A 21,318-nucleotide genomic window follows, 5' to 3' on the forward strand; every position below is an offset into this window, starting at 1 on the left:
CCCAGAAATGGGCTGGGGGTTTTTGTTGCAAAACAAATTCAAATATGCGAATATGTAATTTATAATAAATGAGTGTAGACTATGTTTTCCCGTCGAGATTTTCTACAAGTAGGAATGGCAACATCAGCAATTTATGGAGCCTCTGGTTTTGGTTCGTTTTCAAAGCTTGCAGCGCAACAAAAACTGTCTCAAGATGATTTGTTGCGGTTTGACACATACGGAAATGTGTCGCTCATTCACATTACCGACATTCATGCACAGCTCAAGCCAATTTACTTTCGTGAGCCAGAGATTAATCTTGGTGTAGGAAGTGCTCTTGGCCAGGTCCCACACATTACTGGCGCTAATTTTAGAAAGATGTACGGAATAGATGATGGAAGCCGTTCCCACTATGCATTAACACATAACGATTTTTCTGCTCTAGCAAGAGAATATGGTCGTGTAGGTGGTTTAGATAGAGTAGCGACCGTAGTTAAATCCATCAGAGCTGATAGGCCAGATGCTATTCTCTTGGACGGAGGTGATACCTGGCACGGTTCATATACGTGTCACCATACCCAAGGCCAGGACATGGTTAATGTTATGAACGCGCTCAATACAGAGGCTATGACATTCCACTGGGAATTTACCCTAGGTTCTGACCGAGTACATGAAATAATTGATACTCTTCCCTTTCCTGCATTAGGTCAAAACATATTTGACGCTGAATGGGATGAACCAGCAGAGTATTTTAAGCCTTATACATTTTTTGAGCGAGGAGGGTCAAAAATTGCCGTCATAGGTCAAGCGTTTCCATATATGCCCATTGCCAATCCAAGCTGGATGTTTCCAGAGTACAGTTTTGGAATTAGAGATGAAAACATGCAGGCGATGGTTGACGAAGTTCGTGGATTAGGCGCAGATCTTGTTGTAGTTTTATCTCACAATGGTTTTGACGTAGATAAAAAGATGGCCAGCATTGTAACTGGCATTGATATTATCCTATCAGGTCATACTCATGACGCTCTTCCAGAGCCAGTATTGGTCAATGATACGGTAATAGTAGCTTCTGGATCCAACGGTAAGTTTGTAAGTAGGATCGATTTGGATGTTCGTAACGGGCAGATGATGGGGTTCAAACATAAGTTGATACCGATTTTTTCGGATGTTATTACACCGGATCCCGACATGGCCGCTCTCATTGATGGAGAAAGAGCACCTTATATCGATCAATTGTCTGAAGTAATTGGACAGTCTGAAAGTTTGCTTTATCGCAGAGGAAATTTTAATGGTACTTGGGATGACTTGATATGTCAGGCTTTAATCGAGGAGCGTGAAGCAGATATTTCGATGTCACCGGGTGTAAGGTGGGGTCCCTCGATTTTGCCAGGACAAGACATTACCAGAGAAGATATCTGGAATGTTACTTCCATGAGCTACGGCAAGGTCTACCGAACTGAGATGACCGGTGAATTCATACACATAATTTTAGAAGATGTTGCCGATAACCTTTTTAACCCAGATCCTTACTACCAACAGGGTGGAGACATGGTTCGTATTGGTGGTATGGGATACCGAATAGATATTAACAAGCCCCAAGGTGAGAGAATAACTGATTTAACACTTCTTAAAACTGGAGAAAAGATTGATCCCTATAAAAACTATGTAGTGGCCGGATGGGCTTCAATTAATGAGGGTACGGAGGGACCGCAGGTTTGGGACCTGGTGGAAAATTATATTCGCCGAAATGGTATTGTAAAAGTTAACCCTAATAATTCTGTTCAAGTAATAGGCGCTTAATGCGCTTTTCTATTGGTTGGAGATTGATATAAATATGACAAAAATAAAGACTTCCAGACGATCTTTTTTAAAAGGCTCAGTAGCAGTCGGGGGCGCCGCTTTGACTGCCAGTACGACAGCAAATGCAAGCGAACCAGATCCATTGATTACTGAAATGCAGGAATGGGCTCAGTTTACTGGTGATGGTGTAGACGCTACACCATACGGACTGCCGATTGATTTTGAATCTGATGTTGTTCGCAGAAATGTAGAGTGGCTCACCGCGGATACAATTAGTTCAGTGAATTTCACCCCCATCCACGCACTGGATGGAACAATCACTCCTCAAGGGTGTGCTTTTGAAAGGCATCATTCAGGAGCTATAGAACTTAGAAAAGAAGACTACAGGCTTATGATTAATGGGTTGGTAGAGAAACCATTGATTTTCACTTATGAAGATCTTGAGCGGTTTCCTAGAGAGAACCACGTATACTTTTGTGAATGTGCTGCCAATACGGGAATGGAATGGGCTGGAGCCCAATTGAATGGGGCTCAATTTACCCACGGTATGATTCACAACATGGAGTATACAGGTATTCCGTTACGTACTCTACTTAACGAAGCTGGAATAAAACCCGAGGGTTCGTGGGTCTTTGTTGAAGGTGCCGATGCATCATCCAATGGCCGCTCTATCCCAATAGAAAAAGCTCTGGATGATGTTTTTGTGGCTTTCAAGGCAAATGGTGAGGCTTTGCGTAAAGAGCATGGCTATCCTGTTAGACTAGTCGTACCTGGTTGGGAAGGCAACATGTGGGTAAAGTGGTTGCGACGCGTCGAGGTAACGGATCAACCCATAGAAAGTCGTGAAGAAACATCCAAATACACTGACACGTTGGCAGACGGCACATCCAGGAAGTGGACATGGGTCATGGATGCTAAATCTGTGATAACATCTCCAAGCCCACAAGCCCCCATTAAACACAAATCTGGCCCGTTAGTTGTGTCTGGTTTAGCCTGGTCAGGGCACGGCGCTATAACTCGCGTTGATGTTACTCTCGATGGTGGTAAGAATTGGTATCAAGCAAGACTTGCAAAGCCTGGAGAGACAAAGGCTTTAACACGTTTTTATTTAGATATTGATTGGAATGGTAAGGAGATGTTTCTTCAAAGTCGAGCACATGATGAGACTGGATATGTTCAGCCGACCAAAGAGCAGTTGAGAAAAGTCCGTGGCCTTAATTCGATTTATCATAATAATTGCATTCAAACATGGTGGGTAAAGAAAGGTGGGGAGGTTGAAAATGTCGAAGTCTCGTAACTTATTTTTTCTGTCAAGTTTGAGCTTAGTTTTTATTTTTTCCCTGGCCTATAACTTTGCCGACAGGAATATTACCAAATTACCTACTAAACCAAGAACGGTAAATGCCGAATATGATTTTGATTTAAGAATTATAGCCGCTGCTAATGCATCTAATGCACCAAGAGAGTTAGGCGGTACGTTGGGTTTGGGAAGAAAAGCTTTGGACGAGGAAATAACTGCCTGGGATTTAGAAATTGCGCCTGATGGAACAGGGCTTCCCGTCGGTTCAGGTTCTGTGAGCTATGGCGAAGAAATATTTTCTGAACAATGTGGAGCCTGTCATGGGGATTTTGCAGAGGGTGTAGATAGATGGCCAGAGTTAGCTGGCGGAGAGGGTACTCTTGCAGACGAAGATCCTTTAAAAACTGTAGGCTCATATTGGCCCTATCTTTCAACTGCGTGGGATTATATTCACAGATCGATGCCATTCGGGTATGCACAAAGTTTAAGTGATGATGATGTTTATGCGATGCTGGCTTACATTCTTTATTCGAATGATATCATCGATGATGAAGACTTTGTTTTATCAAATGAAAACTTCTTAGACGTGGAAATGCCTAACGCAGAGGGTTTTATCATTGATGATAGGAATGTGACAGAATACCCGTTATTTAGTAGAGATCCATGTATGGAAGATTGTAAACTGAATGTTGAGGTTTCGATGCGGGCGCGTGTTCTGGACGTGACACCCGAAGATGATGGCTCGTGAAATTTGCTGAAAACAAAGAATACATAAAAATGTTGAATTATTGAGACTTTTTTGCTGAAATAACATAATAAATTAGCTAGCGAGAGATTAATATAAAGAATGCCGTGCCATTTAAAAGGAATACTTACAGCGATAGTTTGCTTTTTTTATTCAGGTTTAGTGTATTCTGCGGAAATTGAATTGCCAGCTGAAATCCTAAACATCGTGGGTGATCCCGAATACGGTGAGTATTTAGCGAGTGATTGTAAGACATGTCACAAGGTAGAGGGCTCAGCTCCTGGTGTGCCATCCATCATTGGAGTATCGAAGCGGGATATAATAATTGCATTGCATGAGTATAAACAGAAAGTACGTAAAAACCCAGTTATGCAAATGATGGCAAAAAGACTATCGAATGAAGAAATTGCAGCGTTGGCTGCATATTTTGAAGGACTAAATTAATGTTTTCAATGGGAGGTAAAACATGAAATTAGACAGACGAAATTTTATAGGGAGTAGTGCTGCAATAGCTGCTGCATTAACTGCACCAACCGTTATGGCCAGTGGCAAGCCAAGGGTTGTTGTCGTTGGCGGTGGTGCAGGCGGTGCAACCGCTGCCCGTTATATTGCAAAAGACAGTAAAGGTGCAATCGATGTAACTTTGGTTGAGCCAACAAGAAGTTATTATACCTGCTTTTTTTCTAACCTATACATCGGTGGGTTTAGAACTTTGGATAGTATCGGTCACAGCTATGGTAACCTTGCTACCGAATACGGTATCAACGTGGTACATGATTGGGCTGTTGGTATAGACAGAGGTGCAAAGACTGTAAGTTTAGCTGGTGGTTCGACATTAAATTATGATCGCTTAATTTTGTCACCTGGAATTGATTTCATTGATGGATCAGTCGAAGGCTGGACTATAAATGCTCAAAACAAAATGCCACATGCTTATAAAGCTGGTTCTCAAACAGAACTGCTAAAAGCTCAGATTGAAGCGATGCCTCAAGGTGGTATTTTTGCGATGGTAGCACCACCTAATCCATACCGATGCCCTCCAGGGCCATATGAGCGCATTTCAATGACCGCTCATCTACTTAAGGCAAAAAATCCAACAGCTAAAATAATAGTGGCTGATCCAAAACCAAAATTTTCTAAAATGGGTTTATTTCAAGAAGGGTGGGGCAACCATTATTCTGGAATGATTGACTGGATTGGATCTGAATTTGGAGGTGGTAATGTCTCTGTTGATCCAGATGCAATGACTGTGACAATAGATGGAGAAGTTACAAAGGTTGATGCCTGTAACGTAATACCCGCTATGAAAGCAGGTAGGATTTGTGAAATCGCTGGTATCACCGAAGGGAATTGGGCGCCAGTATCGGGGCATACGATGCAAAGTCGAATTGATGAAAACATCCATGTGCTTGGAGATGCTTCCGCACAAGGCGATATGCCTAAATCTGGATATTCAGCGAACTCACAAGCAAAAGTGGCTGCTATGGCAGTTCGAGGAGCACTGACAGGTTCTAAAGTATTTCCTGCTAAATTCTCTAACACATGTTGGTCGTTGATTGACACTAATGATGGTGTAAAAGTGGGAGCTACTTACGAAGCTACTGACGAGAAAATTGCTAAAATAGATGGCTTTGTAAGTAAAACTGGCGAAGCGGCAGATCTAAGAAAAGCAACCTACGAAGAGTCTATCGGTTGGTATTCTGGTATTACCGCTGATATGTTTAGCTAATAAATTGATATTTATTTAACCCCCATGTCAACTTGGGGGTTAAATAAAAACTCGTTTTACAATTATATTATTTGAATTTGTACGATAGTATTAATTCAAAGCTAATAAAAAATTCCCTATTTGGTCCTTAAACCGGAAAAATCCATGGGTTGCATGAGGCCAGGTTCTGCGGTCATAGTCGTGTGCGATTTTAATCAATTTTGTACTTCCCCAGTCAAAGTTTTGTATAAAGTCGCGTGTATGACCCACTGTGATATAATTCGTAAAAATGGAGTCAAAGGCATCACTTTTCAAAGCCTCTAAGTTCTCTATAAATTTAACTGATCCAAAGTTCTTTTGCCAACGCATTAAAGAGTCGTCTACTAATTTTTTTCTAAAATTTTGTTGTAAATTAGATGCAATTAATGGTTTTGGCTCGTTATTTGGAACCAAACAGAATATTTTTTTTGCATTTGGTAGGAGGTCTTTTAATCCTGACCAATCCATGTCTTCCCAATGAAGCAAAATTGCATAATTTTTGGGATTATCTGGAACAGCATCAAATGAAATAGGTAGCCGATCAGGATTATTGCTGCTCTGGATCATTTTAGGAGTTCGGGATAAATTTCTTGGGTAAAAGCGGCCTTTTGTGAACTTTTGAATGTTTTGCGCAGAAGCCATATACGTCTTCCCAATAGTTTGAGCTCCACCAACCCACCGCCAACTCAAAGTATTCGATGCGGGGTCAGCATCCAGTAAATGACGGAGGAAAAAATCTGCTCCGAGCTCCCAAGGGAGCTCCAGTGTATGGATCCAAATAGACGCAAACCACATTCTGGAATGATTGTGTAAATAGCCTATTTCAAACAATTCTTTCGCCCAGCTATCAAAGCAATCTATACCAGTGTTTCCTGAGCAGGCATCCTCCCAAGATCTTCGAAGGCCAGATTGTGTTTGTAATTGATCATAGAGCTTATTTAGGTTGGAACAGTATTCAGCCCAAACTGTTGGCCTCATCTCTAACCAGCCCTTCCAATAAGTTCGCCAGAATATCTCTTGTATAAATTTCTCTGCGCTTTTTTGTGAATGCGACTGAAGGACAGATTTTAAGACTTCGGTTTCGGTTAAAACTCGGTGACGTATGTAGGGAGAAAGCATCGACACATTAAAATGTTTCTCTTGACCGAGATCATAGTTTCTAAACGCGGCGTAGTTTTTGCCAGCTGAAGGTAAGAAAGCCTTCAACCGTTCGAGGCCAGCTTCTCTAGTAGGTATAATTTTATGATTATTCATGTCATCTCGTAATCTAACAACTCTCTTTGAATTAGAAGGGTTTATTAAAAATTCAATCAAGTGTTCAGATGCCAACCTTTTCGGAAAGAAGTGGGGGAGATACTATATTTTGCCTTAAATTGGCGTGATAGATGAGATACGCTATTGAAGCCTGTCGCTGTTGCTATTTCTGTTATTGACATATTTGTTTCATTTAAAAGTGCATGCGCTTTTTCAAGCCGCAGAGAGTAGTAAAACTGGATTGGAGATTGTTGTGTATACCGTTTAAATAGCCGCTCTAATTGACGACGAGATATTTTTAGAATTTCACACATTTTAACTAATGGTAAGGGTTCTTCTACAGTTTCCGTCATTACTTGAATAGCCGAAATAAGATGAAGATTGCGGGATCCAAGTGCTACGGATAACGAGGATTTTTGTGGAGCCTTTTGACCACTTGCTCTTTTGTGAATGCACATATCCGCAACAACAATCGCGACCTCCCTCCCTAAGCTTTCCTCTATTAAATGCAACATCATATCAGTCGCAGCACTCCCACCACCGCAGGTAATTAAGTTTTTTTCAATTTCAAAAAGACTTTGTGTTGGTGATAGCTCTGGAAAAGTCTCAATAAAACCCGGTTGGTTTTCCCAGTGTAGAGTAAATTTGGAGGGTCCGATTATTCCAGCCTTAGCTAGAGCATAGGCGCCACTACAAATTCCTCCAAATTTAGATCCCATTCTGTGTTGTTTGCGAATCCAATTAATAACTTGCTTATCCGCAGTAAACATGGGCTCCACACCCGAACAGACAAAAATGGTAGCATTTTTTTGAACGTCCTCTAATTCTGTGTCTGGATTTATAACCACCCCGTTTGAGCAAGTAACAGGCATATTTCCAGGTGTTAGGATATGCCAATTATAAATCTCTTTTTGTGTCAGCTGGTTGACAATTCTTAAAGGCTCTAATGCAGAGCTGAAAGCAAGCATTGTTAATTTTGGTAGTAATAAAAAATAAAATACTTGCTTTTCCCTATTGTCATCTAGGGTAAAACTTGCAGCACCTTTAGAAACAAATTTATCATTTATCATGTGAATTAATCCACGCGCGATGTAAAATGTAAAGTTAAGTTAATTATCTAGCAAGAACCTGCATTTTAGAAGAGATACCAGAAAAACTGTAGTTTTGATAAAATCTTTTAGGCTTGAGCTATTGCAGCCACCCTTTGCTAATACTAGAACAATAAATGAACTTTACAAAATAATAGGCAGAGAATCTATGAAAGATCCAATTGACGTTTATATGAATACCTTAGTTCCTATGGTTGTGGAACAAACTAGTCGTGGCGAAAGAGCATATGATATTTTCTCAAGACTGCTTAAAGAACGTATTATTTTTCTAAATGGTCCAGTTCATGATGGAATGTCTAGTTTGGTAGTGGCTCAACTGCTTCACCTTGAGGCTGAAAACCCTACCAAAGATATAAGTATGTACATAAACAGCCCGGGTGGAGTAGTGACTTCAGGTTTGTCCATTTATGATACAATGCAGTATATTAAGCCAAAAGTATCTACACTTGTTATAGGGCAAGCGGCCTCCATGGGATCGCTTTTGCTGACTGCTGGGGAGGAGGGTATGCGTTTCTCGCTACCAAACAGCCGAGTGATGGTTCATCAACCTTCTGGTGGTTATGAAGGGCAGGCGACCGATATAATGATACACGCTGAAGAAACTTTAAAGCTCAAGAAACGATTGAATGAAATCTATGTTCATCATACTGGACAAAAATTTGAGACTGTCGAAGCAGCCCTTGAACGGGATAACTTTATGTCTCCTGAAGATGCTAAGGAGTGGGGCCTCATTGATGAAATCGTGACAAAGCGTACAAGTGATGATGAAAAATAATACAATAGCTAATTATAAAAATTTAAAATACCATTGTAGCTTGCTACTGAGTGCCCTACAATTAAAGTAAAGAAGAAGGCTGTAATAATAGAACTTTAGGGCTTTGAAAGGAGTAATATGTCATCTAGGTCAGGTTCGGATAGCAAAAATACCCTTTACTGCAGCTTTTGTGGAAAAAGCCAGCATGAGGTTCGGAAGCTTATTGCTGGCCCGACTGTCTTTATCTGTGATGAATGTGTCGAATTATGCATGGACATAATTCGTGAAGAAACTAAAGCAACTGGTTTAAAATCTACTGACGGAGTTCCTACGCCACGAGAAATCTGTGATGTTTTGGATGACTACGTGATAGGCCAAGAAATGGCTAAAAGGGTGCTGTCAGTAGCCGTACATAATCATTACAAAAGACTCAATCACTCATCAAAATCCAGTGATATAGAGCTCTCAAAGTCTAATATTCTTTTAATTGGCCCAACGGGGTGTGGAAAAACTTTGTTAGCACAAACTCTTGCTCGTATATTAGATGTTCCTTTTACGATGGCTGATGCTACTACATTAACTGAAGCTGGCTATGTGGGAGAAGATGTTGAGAACATTATCTTAAAACTTCTTCAGTCGGCTGAATATAATGTTGAGCGCGCTCAACGCGGTATAGTTTATATTGATGAAGTCGATAAAATTACTAGAAAATCAGAGAATCCCTCTATCACCAGAGATGTTTCCGGTGAAGGGGTTCAGCAGGCTTTACTAAAGTTAATGGAAGGTACGGTTGCGAGCGTACCGCCGCAAGGCGGAAGAAAACACCCTCAGCAGGAATTTTTACAGGTAGATACAACAAATATATTATTTATATGTGGTGGCGCTTTTGCTGGCTTGGATAAAGTGATTTCTCAACGCGGCAAGGGCAGTGCTATGGGCTTTGGCGCCGATGTGCGTGATATTGATGAAAGTGGTATTGGGGAGATATTTAAGCAACTAGAACCTGAAGATCTATTGAAATTTGGGCTAATCCCAGAATTTGTTGGGCGTTTACCTGTTCTTGCTACATTGGAGGACTTGGATAAAGATGCTCTTGTTACGATTTTGACCCAGCCCAAGAATGCTTTAATTAAACAATATCAACGACTTTTTGAGATTGAGGATACTAAACTAACCTTCACCGACGATGCATTAGAGGCAATAGCTGAGAAAGCGATAGAGCGAAAAACAGGAGCTCGTGGATTACGCTCTATATTAGAGAATACGTTACTAGATACTATGTTTGAATTGCCAGGCATGGAAGAGGTAAGTGAAGTAGTAATCAACGATGAAGTAATAACTTCAACGGAAGCCAAGCCGCTTATGATTTACGCCGACAAACAGAAAGAGCCTGCTAGTGCAAGTTAACTAAAGTGTTAAGTAAACAAAGCATATCGTTGAATTAGTTTTTAAATGGCAAAATATTGCTGGAGAATTTTATGGGACTAGGAAGTTTCTTTTCGCGAATTTTCACCTGGTGGAACAGTCAGACAATTGGAACACAAATTTTTACCTGGAGAAAAGGTGTAAAGGTTGGAGAAGATGATCAGGGGAACTTGTACTTCCGTGATCGTCAAGATAATCGTAGATGGGTCATTTATAATGGAGAAGTGGAGGCTAGCAGGGTTAGTCCAGAATGGCATGGATGGCTTCACAAAACTTGGGATAAACCACCATCCGAAGAAAGTGTCGTGAAAAAGAAATGGGAGAAACCGCATCAGGAGAATTTGACAGGATCTCCTTTAGCTTATGCACCTTCTGGATCAATGCGGAGTGCGAAAGAAACAAAAGCTGCTGATTATGAACCATGGATTCCACAGTGACATAAGAGAATGAATGATGTCGAGGAATGTAGCAGAGACAATCGTCGGGGCAATGGTACTAGGTATCGCAATCATCTTTGCGGTCTTCCTTTGGAGGTTCTCAGACGTTGGATTCAGCGCTGGTCAGTATACAGTTAATGCGAAGTTTAGGTCAGCTGAAGGTATTACGGTTGGGACAGATGTCCGGCTAGCCGGAGTTAAAATTGGTAGTGTCTCAAATTTGAGTTTAGATCCAGAAACTTTTCAGGCTATTGCTCGATTGTCTATAAAGCCAGAATACCAGATGCCTGATGATAGTGCTGCAATTATATCATCTGAAGGACTTTTGGGTGGAAGTTTTGTTGAAATACTACCAGGCGGATCCTTCGACTTTATGACAGATGGTTCAGAGTTTGGTGAAACGCAGGGTGCAGTAAGTTTCATTTCATTACTTATGAAGTTTGTCACTGGCAAGGATGAATAATGTTTAAACCAGTTCTTTGGTTTTTAATTTTTAGTCTCTTTTTGCCAGGGTTTTTGGTATCCCAAGAAGTAAAAACGGAAATTGCAGATGGAGCCATCCTAAGGGGACTGGATAAAGTTAGTGGGAAGGTAAAAGACATTCCACTTTATTCTGGAGATACTGCTATTTTTGGAACCCTATCAGTACTATTAAAAGGTTGCCGTTTTCCTCTAAATAATCCTGCAGGAGATGCGTTCGTACGTCTGGTAATAAGTGAAGATCCAGAGCAGAAAAATATCTTTGACGGATGGATGATAGCCTCTTCACCTGCATTGAACCCTTTGGACCATGCCCGTTATGATGTTTGGGCCCTTCGTTGCGCTATGGCTGATGCATCGGGTGAATAGTCGTTTGCATTGAAATTTGCAGTTTTTTCAACTGCTTGGAATAACAAAACTTTGTACTTTGTCTTTGGAATTTCAATAGCACCCAGGCTGGCCAAATGTGGTGTTAAAAATTGAGTATCAAAAAGTTTAAAGCCTGTTTTTTTTAGTCTATCTACTAAATAAGCAAGCGCTATTTTAGATGCATTATTTTTTTTTGAAAACATACTTTCACCGAAAAATACTGCTCCAATCGATACGCCGTATATACCTCCAACTAGTTTTTTGTCAGACCAAACTTCAAGGCAATGCGCATGGCCGATTTGGTGTAATAGACAATAATTGGTTAGTATATCATGATTAATCCATGTTTCGGGTCTCTCAGCACACATTTTTATTACTTCCTTAAAACTTGTATTTACGGAAATTTGATAATCCAGTTTTAATATTGCTCGTCGTAAAGACTTTGAAACATGGAAGTTATTCAGTGGCATAATTCCTCTATATTTTGGATCTACCCAAAAGATGTTTTCGTCGGTCGCACTTTCGGCCATAGGGAAAATACCCGCACGATATGCGGATAGCAGAATGTCTGGTGTCAGCTCTCCAGTCATACAATAATTACTTCAGTATTGTTATGTGCCTTGAGATTGGCAAACAAACCGATACAAAGCAAATGTATAATTAAATAGCTCGGAATAGATCCCTACTTGAATCTACTATCTAACCACTTCTCTAACCAATGAATATTATAATCACCGTTTACGATATCATCCTCATTAAGAAGCTCTTCAAATAATGGAACAGTAGTGTCTATACCATCTATGATTAATTCACCCAAAGCTCGTCTTAAACGTGCTATTGCTTCTTTTCTATCCTCACCATGAACGATTAATTTTCCGATAAGACTATCGTAGTAAGGTGGAATTGAGTAGCCATTGTAAATTGCGCTATCCATTCTTACTCCAAGTCCACCGGGAGCGTGATAAGCGGTTACTTTTCCCGGACTAGGTGAAAAGTTAGGTAATTTTTCAGCATTAATGCGTACTTCGATTGAATGGCCATTTATTTCAAGCTGCTCCTGTACAAATGAAAGTGGTTGTCCTGATGCAACGCAAATTTGTTCTCTCACTAAGTCCACGCCAAATATGGCCTCCGTTACTGGGTGCTCAACTTGAAGTCGTGTGTTCATTTCAATGAAGTAAAATTCTCCATTCTCATATAAAAATTCGATGGTGCCGGCACCAATGTAATCAATTTTAGCAACTGCATCTGCGCATGTTTTTCCAATTAACTTCCGTTCTTTGTCTGAGATACAAGGGCCTGGCGCTTCCTCTAAAACTTTTTGATGGCGTCGCTGAAGTGAACAGTCTCGTTCACCCAAATGTACAGCTCTACCTTTGCCATCACCAAAGACCTGTATCTCTATATGTCTGGGAGTTGTGAGATATTTCTCTATATAAACTTCGTCATTGCCAAAAGCAGCCTTGCCTTCCGCCCTAGCAGTTAAGAAAGCACTTTCTAGTTCTTTAGCAGTTCTGGCAACCTTCATTCCTCGACCACCGCCACCCGCAGTTGCCTTGATAATCACTGGATATCCGATATCTGCTGCTACTCCATGCGCATCATTTAGGCTATCTACACCGCCTTCAGATCCAGGCACGCATGGTACCCCAAGTTCCTTCATAGTATCTTTTGCTGTAATCTTATCACCCATAATTCGAATATGTTTGGCAGTTGGTCCGATGAATTTAAGCCCATGATCTTCCACCGCTTGAACAAAGTTAGCATTTTCAGAAAGAAATCCATAACCTGGGTGTATTGCCTGTGCGCCTGATATTTCACATGCTGCAAGGATAGCTGGCATTGAGAGATAAGACTCTAGACCCGAAGGAGGTCCAACGCATACACTCTCATCAGCCATACGAACATGCATTGCATCACTGTCTGCAGTAGAGTGCACTGCCACTGTTTGAATGCCCATTTCTTGACATGCGCGAATGACCCGGAGTGCTATTTCGCCACGGTTCGCAATTAAAATTTTGTCAAACATTCGGTGCTCTTATTCCACAACGACTAATGGTGATCCAAATTCAACTGCAGCACCGTCTTCAACAAATATGCGTTTAACTGTCCCTGACTTTGGTGATGGAATTTGGTTCATTGTTTTCATTGCTTCGACGATCAGCAACGTGTCTCCCTCCGACACTGAACTTCCAACAGATATAAACGGCTCAGCTCCAGGCTCCGCTTGCATATAGACTGTACCCACCATTGGTGAGGTAACGGCTCCCGGATGTGAAACTGGGTCATTGATATTTTGATCCAAAGATCCTTCTTGCGCAATCGGTGCTATAGCAGGAGCCATACTGGGTTGTTGTGTTGCAACCTGATAAGCTTGTGGTGATCCAGACTTACTGACCCGCACGTTTATCTTATCTGTTTCCCCGTATTCGCGGCTTACTTCCAGTTCTGTTAGCTTATTTTGGTTCAGAAGTTTGGCTAGCGATTGAATAAATTCTACGTCCTGATCTCGATTTTTTTTTGTCATGTTATTCCTATACGACGCAATTTTGCCCTATCCTTTCATATTACAACTAAATTAAAGAATGATCAAAGAAAAGGGGCGAACACGCTACTGCGTGTGCCAGTTTTTGCAATAAAAGGGAAGAATTTTATTAAAGCCTACGAATTTCACAATCTATCGTGATATAATCTCACGCTTTACTTTCTATTCATTCGGTTTTCGATTAAGTCCTCAACAACAGCTGGTTCAGCTAAAGTAGAAGTATCTCCTAAACTCTCAAAATCGTCCTCAGCAATTTTTCTTAAAATGCGGCGCATTATTTTCCCTGAACGCGTCTTGGGCAGACCGGGTGCCCACTGAACCAAGTCCGGTGATGCAATTGGACCGATCTCTTTACGGACCCAGTCACGAAGCTCTTTTCGTAATTCTTCTGTCGGTTTTTCACCTGCCATTAAAGTGACGTAACAGTATATTCCTTGTCCCTTTATATCGTGAGGGTAACCCACAACTGCCGCCTCGGAAACTTGTTCGTGAGCGACTAACGCACTCTCTACTTCAGCAGTTCCCATTCGATGCCCTGAAACGTTTATTACATCATCTACGCGTCCAGTAATCCAGTAGTAACCATCCGCGTCTCTGCGGCATCCATCCCCTGTGAAATAGTAACCCTTATAATCTGAAAAATAGGTTTTGATAAACCTCTCGTGATCACCATAAACAGTTCTCATTTGGCCGGGCCAACTGTCTTTTATACACAATACGCCCTCACATTCCTTATCTGTTAATTCTTGACCGGTTTGAGGATCGAGAATTACTGGTTGTATCGAAAAAAATGGGAAGGTAGCCGACCCTGGCTTCGTAGCAATTGCACCAGGTATGGGAGTAAGTAAATGGCCTCCAGTTTCGGTCTGCCACCATGTATCAACGATTGGACACCTGCCTTTACCCACTACTTCATTATACCAATTCCAAGCCTCAGGATTGATGGGTTCACCTACAGTTCCAAGCACTTTTAACGACGATAAGTCACATTTTTCAACAAATTTGGAGCCTTGCCCCATTAATGCTCGTATCGCTGTCGGTGCTGTGTAGAATTGGTTAATTTTATGTTTGTCACAAACTTGCCAGAAACGAGATGCATCGGGGTAAGTTGGTACTCCTTCGAACATTACCGTTGTGGCACCATTTGCCAGTGGCCCATAAACGATATAACTATGTCCAGTCACCCATCCTACGTCTGCTGTGCACCAGTATATATCTCCGTCATGATAGTCAAAAACATACTCGTGTGTTAACGATGCCCAAACTAGATAGCCTCCCGACGTATGCAAAACGCCTTTGGGTTTTCCAGTTGAACCAGACGTGTATAAAATAAAAAGGGGGTCCTCCGCCTTCATCGCCTCGGGAGTAGAATCTTCTGATGCATCCGCCATAAGAGCGCTGTAGCTATAATCACGGTCATTTTTCATTGGCACATCGCCGTTTGTTCTTTCAACGACAAGAGTCGTGATGTCACCACAAATATTTAAAGCTTTATCCACATTTGTTTTAAGTGGTGTTATTTTGCCTCCGCGAGGTGCTTCATCAGCTGTAACTAGTAGTGACGCTCCACAATCTTCTATGCGAGACGCTAATGCTTCAGGGGAAAAGCCTGCAAAGACAATTGAATGAATTGCTCCAATTCTTGCGCACGCCAGCATCGCATATGCTGCTTCTGGTATCATTGGAATATAGAGTACTACCCTGTCACCTTTCTTAACACCAAGTTTCTTGTAAACATTTGATAGTTTACATACCTGGCGGTGAAGTTCAGAATAACTGATGTGTTTGCTATCATCTGGATTGTCACCTTCCCATATGATTGCAGTTTGTTCTGCACGCCCTTCTAGATGTCTATCAATACAATTTGCCGATACATTTAGTTGACCGTCCTCGAACCACTTTATAGATACATTAGGGTAGGAATAATCAACATCTTTAATTTTTGAATATGGTTTAATCCAATCAACACGTTTACCATGTACGCTCCAGAAGTCATCTGGGTTATTGATGGACTCGGCATACATATTGTCATAGTCTGACTTCTTAATTTTAGCGTTTGCAACGAAGTCCGCGCTTGGTGGGTAAATTTGATCAGACATTTTACTTTCCTGTTACTTTTTATTATTTAAACAGCTATGGAACTGTCTTTCCAGAAAAATTTCTTAGATTGCCAGGTATTCTGCGCGTAATTCTGAGTTATCTAAAACTTCTTTTGCAGTGCCGTCAAAGACGACGCCACCTGTATCTAGTATAACTGACCGATCAGCAAGTTCTAAAGCCCTTACAGCATTCTGTTCCACAATAACGGTCGTGATACCTTGTTCTTTAATCACGTTTAAAGTTTTTTCAATTTCATCAACAATTACAGGGGCTAGTCCTTCATAGGGTTCGTCAAGAAGTAAAACTTTGATGTCTCTCGCTAGGGCTCTACCTATTGAGAGCATTTGCTGTTCTCCTCCTGATAAAGTAGTCCCTTCTTGCTTTCTTCGCTCGCCTAGTCGAGGGAAAAGATCGTATATTCTATCGAGGCCCCAGCCTATCGGTTCAGCTATCTGCGCGAGTTGAATATTCTCTTCCACTGACAGCCCTGGAATTATACGCCGATCTTCTGGTACTAACGCAATTCCATTAGTTGCAGCCTCATAGCTTTTCATGGCATGCAAATTTTTATGATCTAGCCATATTTCGCCTTTTAAAAGCTCAGGATTGTCTAATCTTGCTATAGTTCTTAGGGTTGAGGTTTTTCCTGCCCCATTTCGACCAAGAAGCGCAAGTATCTCCCCTTCATGCACATTGAAGCTTACACCCTGTACAATATAGCTTTCGCCATAGTAAGCGTGTATATCGTGAACAGATAAATATGCTGGTGCATGTGTTTCTAAGGCTAAATTTTTACTCATCAAGTATCTCCCTAATGCGCCGTTTCACCAAGGTAGGCCTCTTTTACTTTTGGATGTCCCTTAATTTTATCTGGTACATCTTCGACCAATGGAGTTCCTTGCGCCAAGACTGTAATCCTATTGGCTAACGAGAAAACCACATGCATATCATGCTCAATGATCGCAATTGTTATATCGCGCTCATCACCGATTTGCTTCAACAAGTCTATTGTATTGTTAGTATCAGCACGAGCCATGCCAGCCGTTGGTTCATCCAATAAAAGTAAGCGAGGTTCTTGGCTTAAACACATTCCAATTTCTAAACGTCTTTTATCCCCTCTGGACATAGACGATGCCTGCATCGACCGCTTATTTAACATATTCATCTCTTCTAAGACTTTTTCAGCAGCTTCCAATATATCCTTGTGCTTCATGAAATCTGATAATGCATCCAATGCAAATGATCCGTCCCTCTTGGCAAAAATTGGGATCATCATGTTTTCCATTACAGTCAAATCACCAAATATTTCAGGTGTTTGAAAAACGCGAGATATTCCCATCTGGTTTATCTCGTAAGGAGATCTTCCAAGAACTGAATTTCCATCAAATTGGACCGTACCAGTATCGGGCATAAGTTTGCCTACAAGACAATTTAGCAAAGTCGACTTGCCTGCACCATTTGGACCTATTATCGCGTGAATTGTGTTTTCTTTGACGCTCAGATTTACATCTTGCAGCGCTTGTAATCCGCCAAAGCGCTTTCCTACATTTTGTACCTCTAGGATTCCCATGTATTTTCCTCTATTCCGCAGGTTCTGTATTTGGATTGTTACTTGGTGTTGAACCTCTCTTCTTAAAAATAGAAGCCAACTTCTGCCCAAGTTCCACTAATCCGCCAGGTAAAAAGATAATCACTGCCATGAACATTAGTCCTAAAGTAAGGTGCCACCCTTTGCCTACGAATGGGTAAATAATCGACACAAAAAAATCTTCGGCCCCGTCTGGCAGAAACGCAAACCACTGATGCAAAATGTTGTCATTGATTTTCGAAAAAATGTTTTCAAGGTATTGTATTAAACCAGCGCCAAGTACCGGACCGATTAATGTACCAACGCCACCAAGTATGGTCATCAGGACAACTTCTCCCGAAGCTGTCCATTGCATTCTTTCGGCCCCGGCAAGAGGATCCATCGAAACCATTAAACCACCCGCCAAACCGGCGTACATTCCAGATATAACGAAGCATGCCAGCATGTAGGGTTTGGTGTTTAACCCAGTATAATTTAATCTTTGTTGGTTTGATTTGATAGCACGAAGCATAATTCCAAATGGAGATCTGAAAATCCTAATTGATAGATAGAATGAAAATAACATTACAAGTGCTGCAAGGTAGTATCCTACGTTAAAGGTCCATAACCACCCCCCCAACGCTACCTGAATGCTATCGCTCATTTGCAATCCAAATATAGACGGAGCAGGAATATTTCCAGATGTATTGCCGCCGTCTAAAATTCGTGGGTCGTTAAGGCTGGTTTGCAGAGCTGTCTCTCCTCCCGTAATCGGAGTTAGGACCGAGTAAGCCAGAGCGTACGACATTTGTGCAAATGCTAGTGTTAATATGGAAAAATAAATACCCGATCGACGTAATGAAATAAAGCCGATGAATAGTGCAAATATTCCCGCCACAGCAGTTGAAATAATTATGGCTGGAATAACATTTATGGTGAGTAGTTTTAACATCCAAACACCAGCATAAGATCCCGCTCCAAGAAACGCCGCATGCCCAAACGACAAATATCCGGTTAGTCCAAACAAGATATTGAAGCCAATTGCAAATATACCAAATATCACAAAGCGTTGCATTAAATCTGGGTACCCAGCGTTAAACTGCGCTAATCCTGATTGCTCAGGAAAAGGGTTCAAAAATATTGGCGCTAAAGCGACGAGTATAGCCACAATAAGCAATAAACTGGCATCTTTTCTATTTAGTCCTAACATGATTATTCCTCCATGACGCCTTTTCGGCCCATCAAACCGCGGGGTCGTGTCAATAGAATGACAATTGCTGCAAGATAAATCACAACCTGATTAATACCTGGCAGAGCTTCGATAACTTGTCTCATAGAAGCAAAGCTTTCCAATATGCCAAGAAGAAGGCCAGCTGCTACAGCTCCAGGTAGTGATCCCATACCTCCAACAACGACGACAACAAATGAAATGACGAGAAAATCCATGCCCATATGGTAGTTTGGAGAGTTGATCGGTGTGTACATAACACCAGCTAGGCCGGCAACAGCGGCCGCAACGCCAAACATTATAGTAAATCTTTTGTCTATATTTATTCCAAGGAGTTCGACTGTTTCTCGATCCGCCATACCAGCCCGAACGACCATACCAAAAGTCGTAAATTGTAAAAATGCAAACACCGATCCAATGAGTAACATTGCAAAACTAAAGTACACTATTCGCCAGTATGGATAAATAATCGAACCTGCTTTTAGGCCTACGGCTGCGCCAAAATCAAATGATCCGGTGAATGCTTCAGGGGCTGGATTAGGAATTTGATTGGCACCAAAATAATATTTAACAATTTCTTGCAGTACGATAGCGAGGCCGAAAGTGACTAAAATTTGGTCAGCATGCGGTCTCTTATAAAAATGTTTAATTAAGCCCCGTTCCATTACTACGCCGATTATAATCATGACCGGTATCGCAAAGAGAATAGCTAGTGGGACTGACCAATTTATTAGCGCTTGACCTGTGCTCTCCCCAAACCAATCGTAAATATACGGAATATCAACTTTTAAGGGATTACCAAGAAAATCTTTTTGAGTTTCATCTACTACTACATGAGAAATTGTTAGGATGCGATTAAATGTGATGGCACAAAAAGCTCCAAGCATAAACAGAGCGCCATGGGCAAAGTTTACTACTCCGAGTGTGCCAAAAATTAAAGTAAGGCCAAGCGCAATTAGAGCGTAAGCACTGCCTTTGTCTAAACCGTTAAGTATCTGAAGAATAATTTGGTCCATAAAACCCCCAAGAATGGCGTATAAGGTACCCATCCACTATTAAATAATATTTCACCGTAAAAGGGAAAAAGGCCCCCATTTAATATGGGAGCCCTTATTAAAATTATGCGCCTGGATTACACGAACCCAAGTTTCCGCCAAAGATTGCAGGGTCAAAAGTGACTGCTTCCGCAGGCGTGATGTCCACAAGCTCAAGTAAGTCAAAGTCATTCGCAGGGTTCTCTTTCCCTCTAACGACCAAAACGTCTTTGATACACTGGTGATCTTCAGCGCGATAAAGTGTTGGGCCATTGCCCATGCCATCGAATTCAAAACCTTCAAGGGCTTCAACAACGGAGCACGGATTGAATGAGCCTCCACGTTGCACTGCATCTGCGTAAAGTAATGCCTGGCAGTAACATGTGTGTGCTGCCTGAGATGGCGGGTAACCATACTTTTCACCAAACGATTTAACGAATGCATTTGTTCCGGTGTATCGGGAGCCTGCGGTATTCTCCAATGACCAATGCCATCCAGTCGTTCCAAAGATACCGGCAACGTTTTTACCTGCGCCCTTCGCCATGAGACGGGAATATAATGGTACAACGATTTCGAAATTTTTACCGTTAGCTTGCGCAGCTCTTAGACCAAACTCAACAGCAGATGTAAGCGAATTAACCATATTACCGCCATAGTGATTTAGAATAAGAACGTCTGCCCCAGAATTAAGAACAGGAGCTACATACGATGAAAAGTCTGTTTGTGACAGTGGAGTTTTCACTGCTGCCACAGTCTCCCATCCTAGTGCTTCTGTTGAATTTCGAACAGCTTCTTCAGTCGTGTAACCCCAGTTATAGTCTGCAGTGAGGTGATATGCTTTCCTGTCAGCACCGTAACGGTCTGCCAGTATAGGCGCAAGTGCCGCCCCCGTCATGTATGAGTTGAAGAAATGTCTAAACCCATTCGCTTTTTTGTCTTTGCCAGTAGTATCGTTTGAGTGTGTCAAACCAGCCATGAAGATTATACCAGCGTCCTGGCACAGTGATTGCACCGCAACAGCAACCCCTGAAGAAGATCCACCGGTGATCATTATGGCACCATCTTTTTCGATCATAGAGCGTGCTGAAGCACGCGCCGCATCGGCGTTAGTTTGCGTGTCGCCAGTTACATATTCAACCTTTTTGCCCAAAATTCCTGTACCATCTAAGGCCTTTGAGCTGAAAGTTTGCAGCATTCCGCCGTCGCCTTCACCATTTAAGTGTTCTACTGCAAGTTTATAAGCTTTTAGCTCGTCATTTCCCTCATCTGCATAGGGTCCAGACTGTGGAACATTAAATCCTAATGTTACAGTTGAACCTGTTGGGGCATTAGCGAACCCTGCGTGGCTTCCTGCTGTTAAAATAGTCGGCAGAGCCAACCCTGCGCCCGCGACGGCACCGGTCTGCATTACACTTCTGCGTGTAAGGTTAGTTTTAGTCATATAT

The 21,318-nt window shown here is 41.7% G+C and carries 20 protein-coding genes and 1 pseudogene; 10 read left to right on the forward strand and 11 right to left on the reverse strand.

Annotation, left to right across the window (positions count from 1 at the left end; translation table 11 throughout):
* Positions 1-81 precede the first annotated feature (81 nt).
* From soxB to ACTF5Q_RS05550, 5 genes and pseudogenes are all read left to right on the forward strand, one after another.
* Entirely contained in the window at positions 82-1,779 is a 1,698-nt protein-coding gene (gene soxB / locus ACTF5Q_RS05530; RefSeq protein WP_438953660.1) for a thiosulfohydrolase SoxB, read from the forward strand.
* 34 nt (positions 1,780-1,813) lie between these two features.
* Positions 1,814-3,076 carry a sulfite dehydrogenase gene (soxC, locus tag ACTF5Q_RS05535; RefSeq protein ID WP_438953661.1) on the forward strand — a complete coding sequence of 421 codons (1,263 nt, stop codon included), beginning with the start codon at positions 1,814-1,816 and terminating at the stop codon, positions 3,074-3,076.
* Positions 3,060-3,821, forward strand: a pseudogene (locus tag ACTF5Q_RS05540) (c-type cytochrome); the annotation flags it as partial. The gene soxC and the pseudogene ACTF5Q_RS05540, both read left to right, overlap by 17 nt.
* Before the next feature lie 186 nt (positions 3,822-4,007).
* A complete protein-coding gene (locus ACTF5Q_RS05545; RefSeq protein WP_438953662.1) occupies positions 4,008-4,268 on the forward strand; it encodes a c-type cytochrome in 261 nt (86 codons plus the stop codon).
* Between the two features lie 22 nt (positions 4,269-4,290).
* Entirely contained in the window at positions 4,291-5,553 is a 1,263-nt protein-coding gene (locus ACTF5Q_RS05550) for an FCSD flavin-binding domain-containing protein (RefSeq protein WP_438953663.1), read from the forward strand.
* 90 nt (positions 5,554-5,643) lie between these two features.
* Here the strand turns inward: ACTF5Q_RS05550 and ACTF5Q_RS05555 are convergent, their stop codons facing one another.
* On the reverse strand, positions 5,644-6,825 hold the full coding sequence (locus ACTF5Q_RS05555) for an FAD-binding domain-containing protein (RefSeq protein WP_438953664.1): 1,182 nt from the start codon (positions 6,823-6,825) through the stop codon (positions 5,644-5,646).
* Between the two features lie 56 nt (positions 6,826-6,881).
* Positions 6,882-7,895, reverse strand: coding sequence for a GlxA family transcriptional regulator (locus tag ACTF5Q_RS05560; RefSeq protein ID WP_438953665.1), 1,014 nt, complete (start codon positions 7,893-7,895; stop codon positions 6,882-6,884).
* A 187-nt stretch (positions 7,896-8,082) separates the two neighbouring features.
* Here ACTF5Q_RS05560 and ACTF5Q_RS05565 point away from each other — a divergent pair, with 187 nt between their 5' ends.
* From ACTF5Q_RS05565 to ACTF5Q_RS05585, 5 genes are all read left to right on the forward strand, one after another.
* Positions 8,083-8,709 (forward strand): ATP-dependent Clp protease proteolytic subunit, encoded by a 627-nt coding sequence (locus tag ACTF5Q_RS05565; RefSeq protein WP_438953666.1) that lies wholly within the window; start codon positions 8,083-8,085, stop codon positions 8,707-8,709.
* Between the two features lie 117 nt (positions 8,710-8,826).
* On the forward strand, positions 8,827-10,095 hold the full coding sequence (gene clpX, locus ACTF5Q_RS05570) for an ATP-dependent Clp protease ATP-binding subunit ClpX (protein ID WP_438953667.1): 1,269 nt from the start codon (positions 8,827-8,829) through the stop codon (positions 10,093-10,095).
* A gap of 71 nt (positions 10,096-10,166) precedes the next feature.
* Complete coding sequence (locus ACTF5Q_RS05575) at positions 10,167-10,550, forward strand: NADH:ubiquinone oxidoreductase subunit NDUFA12 (protein ID WP_438953668.1); 384 nt, start codon at positions 10,167-10,169, stop codon at positions 10,548-10,550.
* Between the two features lie 13 nt (positions 10,551-10,563).
* Complete coding sequence (gene mlaD / locus ACTF5Q_RS05580; protein ID WP_438953669.1) at positions 10,564-11,013, forward strand: outer membrane lipid asymmetry maintenance protein MlaD; 450 nt, start codon at positions 10,564-10,566, stop codon at positions 11,011-11,013.
* The gene (locus tag ACTF5Q_RS05585) at positions 11,013-11,399 is read left to right on the forward strand and encodes a DUF2155 domain-containing protein (protein WP_438953670.1); all 387 of its coding nucleotides are present in this window, start codon (positions 11,013-11,015) and stop codon (positions 11,397-11,399) included. The genes mlaD and ACTF5Q_RS05585 overlap by 1 nt, the downstream gene beginning before the upstream one ends.
* On the opposite strand, the gene aat is transcribed toward ACTF5Q_RS05585, so the two are convergent.
* From aat to ACTF5Q_RS05630, 9 genes are all read right to left on the reverse strand, one after another.
* Entirely contained in the window at positions 11,348-11,989 is a 642-nt protein-coding gene (gene aat / locus ACTF5Q_RS05590) for a leucyl/phenylalanyl-tRNA--protein transferase (protein ID WP_438953671.1), read from the reverse strand. The two genes, ACTF5Q_RS05585 and aat, sit on opposite strands and share 52 nt — an antisense overlap.
* A gap of 92 nt (positions 11,990-12,081) precedes the next feature.
* Positions 12,082-13,428: an acetyl-CoA carboxylase biotin carboxylase subunit gene (accC, locus tag ACTF5Q_RS05595; RefSeq protein WP_438953672.1), complete on the reverse strand. Its 1,347-nt coding sequence runs from the start codon at positions 13,426-13,428 to the stop codon at positions 12,082-12,084.
* 9 nt (positions 13,429-13,437) lie between these two features.
* Entirely contained in the window at positions 13,438-13,926 is a 489-nt protein-coding gene (gene accB / locus ACTF5Q_RS05600) for an acetyl-CoA carboxylase biotin carboxyl carrier protein (protein WP_438953673.1), read from the reverse strand.
* Positions 13,927-14,099: 173 nt separating this feature from the next.
* The gene (acs, locus tag ACTF5Q_RS05605) at positions 14,100-16,043 is read right to left on the reverse strand and encodes an acetate--CoA ligase (RefSeq protein ID WP_438953674.1); all 1,944 of its coding nucleotides are present in this window, start codon (positions 16,041-16,043) and stop codon (positions 14,100-14,102) included.
* A 63-nt stretch (positions 16,044-16,106) separates the two neighbouring features.
* The gene (locus ACTF5Q_RS05610; protein ID WP_438953675.1) at positions 16,107-16,844 is read right to left on the reverse strand and encodes an ABC transporter ATP-binding protein; all 738 of its coding nucleotides are present in this window, start codon (positions 16,842-16,844) and stop codon (positions 16,107-16,109) included.
* A gap of 11 nt (positions 16,845-16,855) precedes the next feature.
* Positions 16,856-17,614, reverse strand: a complete 759-nt coding sequence (locus tag ACTF5Q_RS05615; protein WP_438953676.1) for an ABC transporter ATP-binding protein — start codon at positions 17,612-17,614, stop codon at positions 16,856-16,858.
* A gap of 10 nt (positions 17,615-17,624) precedes the next feature.
* A complete protein-coding gene (locus ACTF5Q_RS05620) occupies positions 17,625-18,821 on the reverse strand; it encodes a branched-chain amino acid ABC transporter permease (RefSeq protein ID WP_438953677.1) in 1,197 nt (398 codons plus the stop codon).
* A gap of 2 nt (positions 18,822-18,823) precedes the next feature.
* Positions 18,824-19,855 (reverse strand): branched-chain amino acid ABC transporter permease, encoded by a 1,032-nt coding sequence (locus tag ACTF5Q_RS05625; RefSeq protein ID WP_438953678.1) that lies wholly within the window; start codon positions 19,853-19,855, stop codon positions 18,824-18,826.
* A 103-nt stretch (positions 19,856-19,958) separates the two neighbouring features.
* Positions 19,959-21,314: a substrate-binding protein gene (locus tag ACTF5Q_RS05630; protein WP_438953679.1), complete on the reverse strand. Its 1,356-nt coding sequence runs from the start codon at positions 21,312-21,314 to the stop codon at positions 19,959-19,961.
* Positions 21,315-21,318 lie beyond the last annotated feature (4 nt).

The sequence above is a fragment of the Candidatus Salinivivens marinus genome, from assembly GCF_965655845.1.
GTDB lineage: Bacteria > Pseudomonadota > Alphaproteobacteria > Rhodobacterales > Rhodobacteraceae > Salinivivens > Salinivivens marinus.

Coding starts and splice junctions, on each gene's coding strand:
- soxB (WP_438953660.1), top strand. CDS start 82: ATGTTTTCCCGTCGAGATTTTCTACAAGTAGGAATGGCAACATCAGCA.
- soxC (WP_438953661.1), top strand. CDS start 1,814: ATGACAAAAATAAAGACTTCCAGACGATCTTTTTTAAAAGGCTCAGTA.
- ACTF5Q_RS05550 (WP_438953663.1), top strand. CDS start 4,291: ATGAAATTAGACAGACGAAATTTTATAGGGAGTAGTGCTGCAATAGCT.
- ACTF5Q_RS05555 (WP_438953664.1), bottom strand. CDS start 6,825: ATGAATAATCATAAAATTATACCTACTAGAGAAGCTGGCCTCGAACGG.
- ACTF5Q_RS05560 (WP_438953665.1), bottom strand. CDS start 7,895: ATGATAAATGATAAATTTGTTTCTAAAGGTGCTGCAAGTTTTACCCTA.
- ACTF5Q_RS05565 (WP_438953666.1), top strand. CDS start 8,083: ATGAAAGATCCAATTGACGTTTATATGAATACCTTAGTTCCTATGGTT.
- clpX (WP_438953667.1), top strand. CDS start 8,827: ATGTCATCTAGGTCAGGTTCGGATAGCAAAAATACCCTTTACTGCAGC.
- ACTF5Q_RS05575 (WP_438953668.1), top strand. CDS start 10,167: ATGGGACTAGGAAGTTTCTTTTCGCGAATTTTCACCTGGTGGAACAGT.
- mlaD (WP_438953669.1), top strand. CDS start 10,564: ATGATGTCGAGGAATGTAGCAGAGACAATCGTCGGGGCAATGGTACTA.
- ACTF5Q_RS05585 (WP_438953670.1), top strand. CDS start 11,013: ATGTTTAAACCAGTTCTTTGGTTTTTAATTTTTAGTCTCTTTTTGCCA.
- aat (WP_438953671.1), bottom strand. CDS start 11,989: ATGACTGGAGAGCTGACACCAGACATTCTGCTATCCGCATATCGTGCG.
- accC (WP_438953672.1), bottom strand. CDS start 13,428: ATGTTTGACAAAATTTTAATTGCGAACCGTGGCGAAATAGCACTCCGG.
- accB (WP_438953673.1), bottom strand. CDS start 13,926: ATGACAAAAAAAAATCGAGATCAGGACGTAGAATTTATTCAATCGCTA.
- acs (WP_438953674.1), bottom strand. CDS start 16,043: ATGTCTGATCAAATTTACCCACCAAGCGCGGACTTCGTTGCAAACGCT.
- ACTF5Q_RS05610 (WP_438953675.1), bottom strand. CDS start 16,844: ATGAGTAAAAATTTAGCCTTAGAAACACATGCACCAGCATATTTATCT.
- ACTF5Q_RS05615 (WP_438953676.1), bottom strand. CDS start 17,614: ATGGGAATCCTAGAGGTACAAAATGTAGGAAAGCGCTTTGGCGGATTA.
- ACTF5Q_RS05620 (WP_438953677.1), bottom strand. CDS start 18,821: ATGTTAGGACTAAATAGAAAAGATGCCAGTTTATTGCTTATTGTGGCT.
- ACTF5Q_RS05625 (WP_438953678.1), bottom strand. CDS start 19,855: ATGGACCAAATTATTCTTCAGATACTTAACGGTTTAGACAAAGGCAGT.
- ACTF5Q_RS05630 (WP_438953679.1), bottom strand. CDS start 21,314: ATGACTAAAACTAACCTTACACGCAGAAGTGTAATGCAGACCGGTGCC.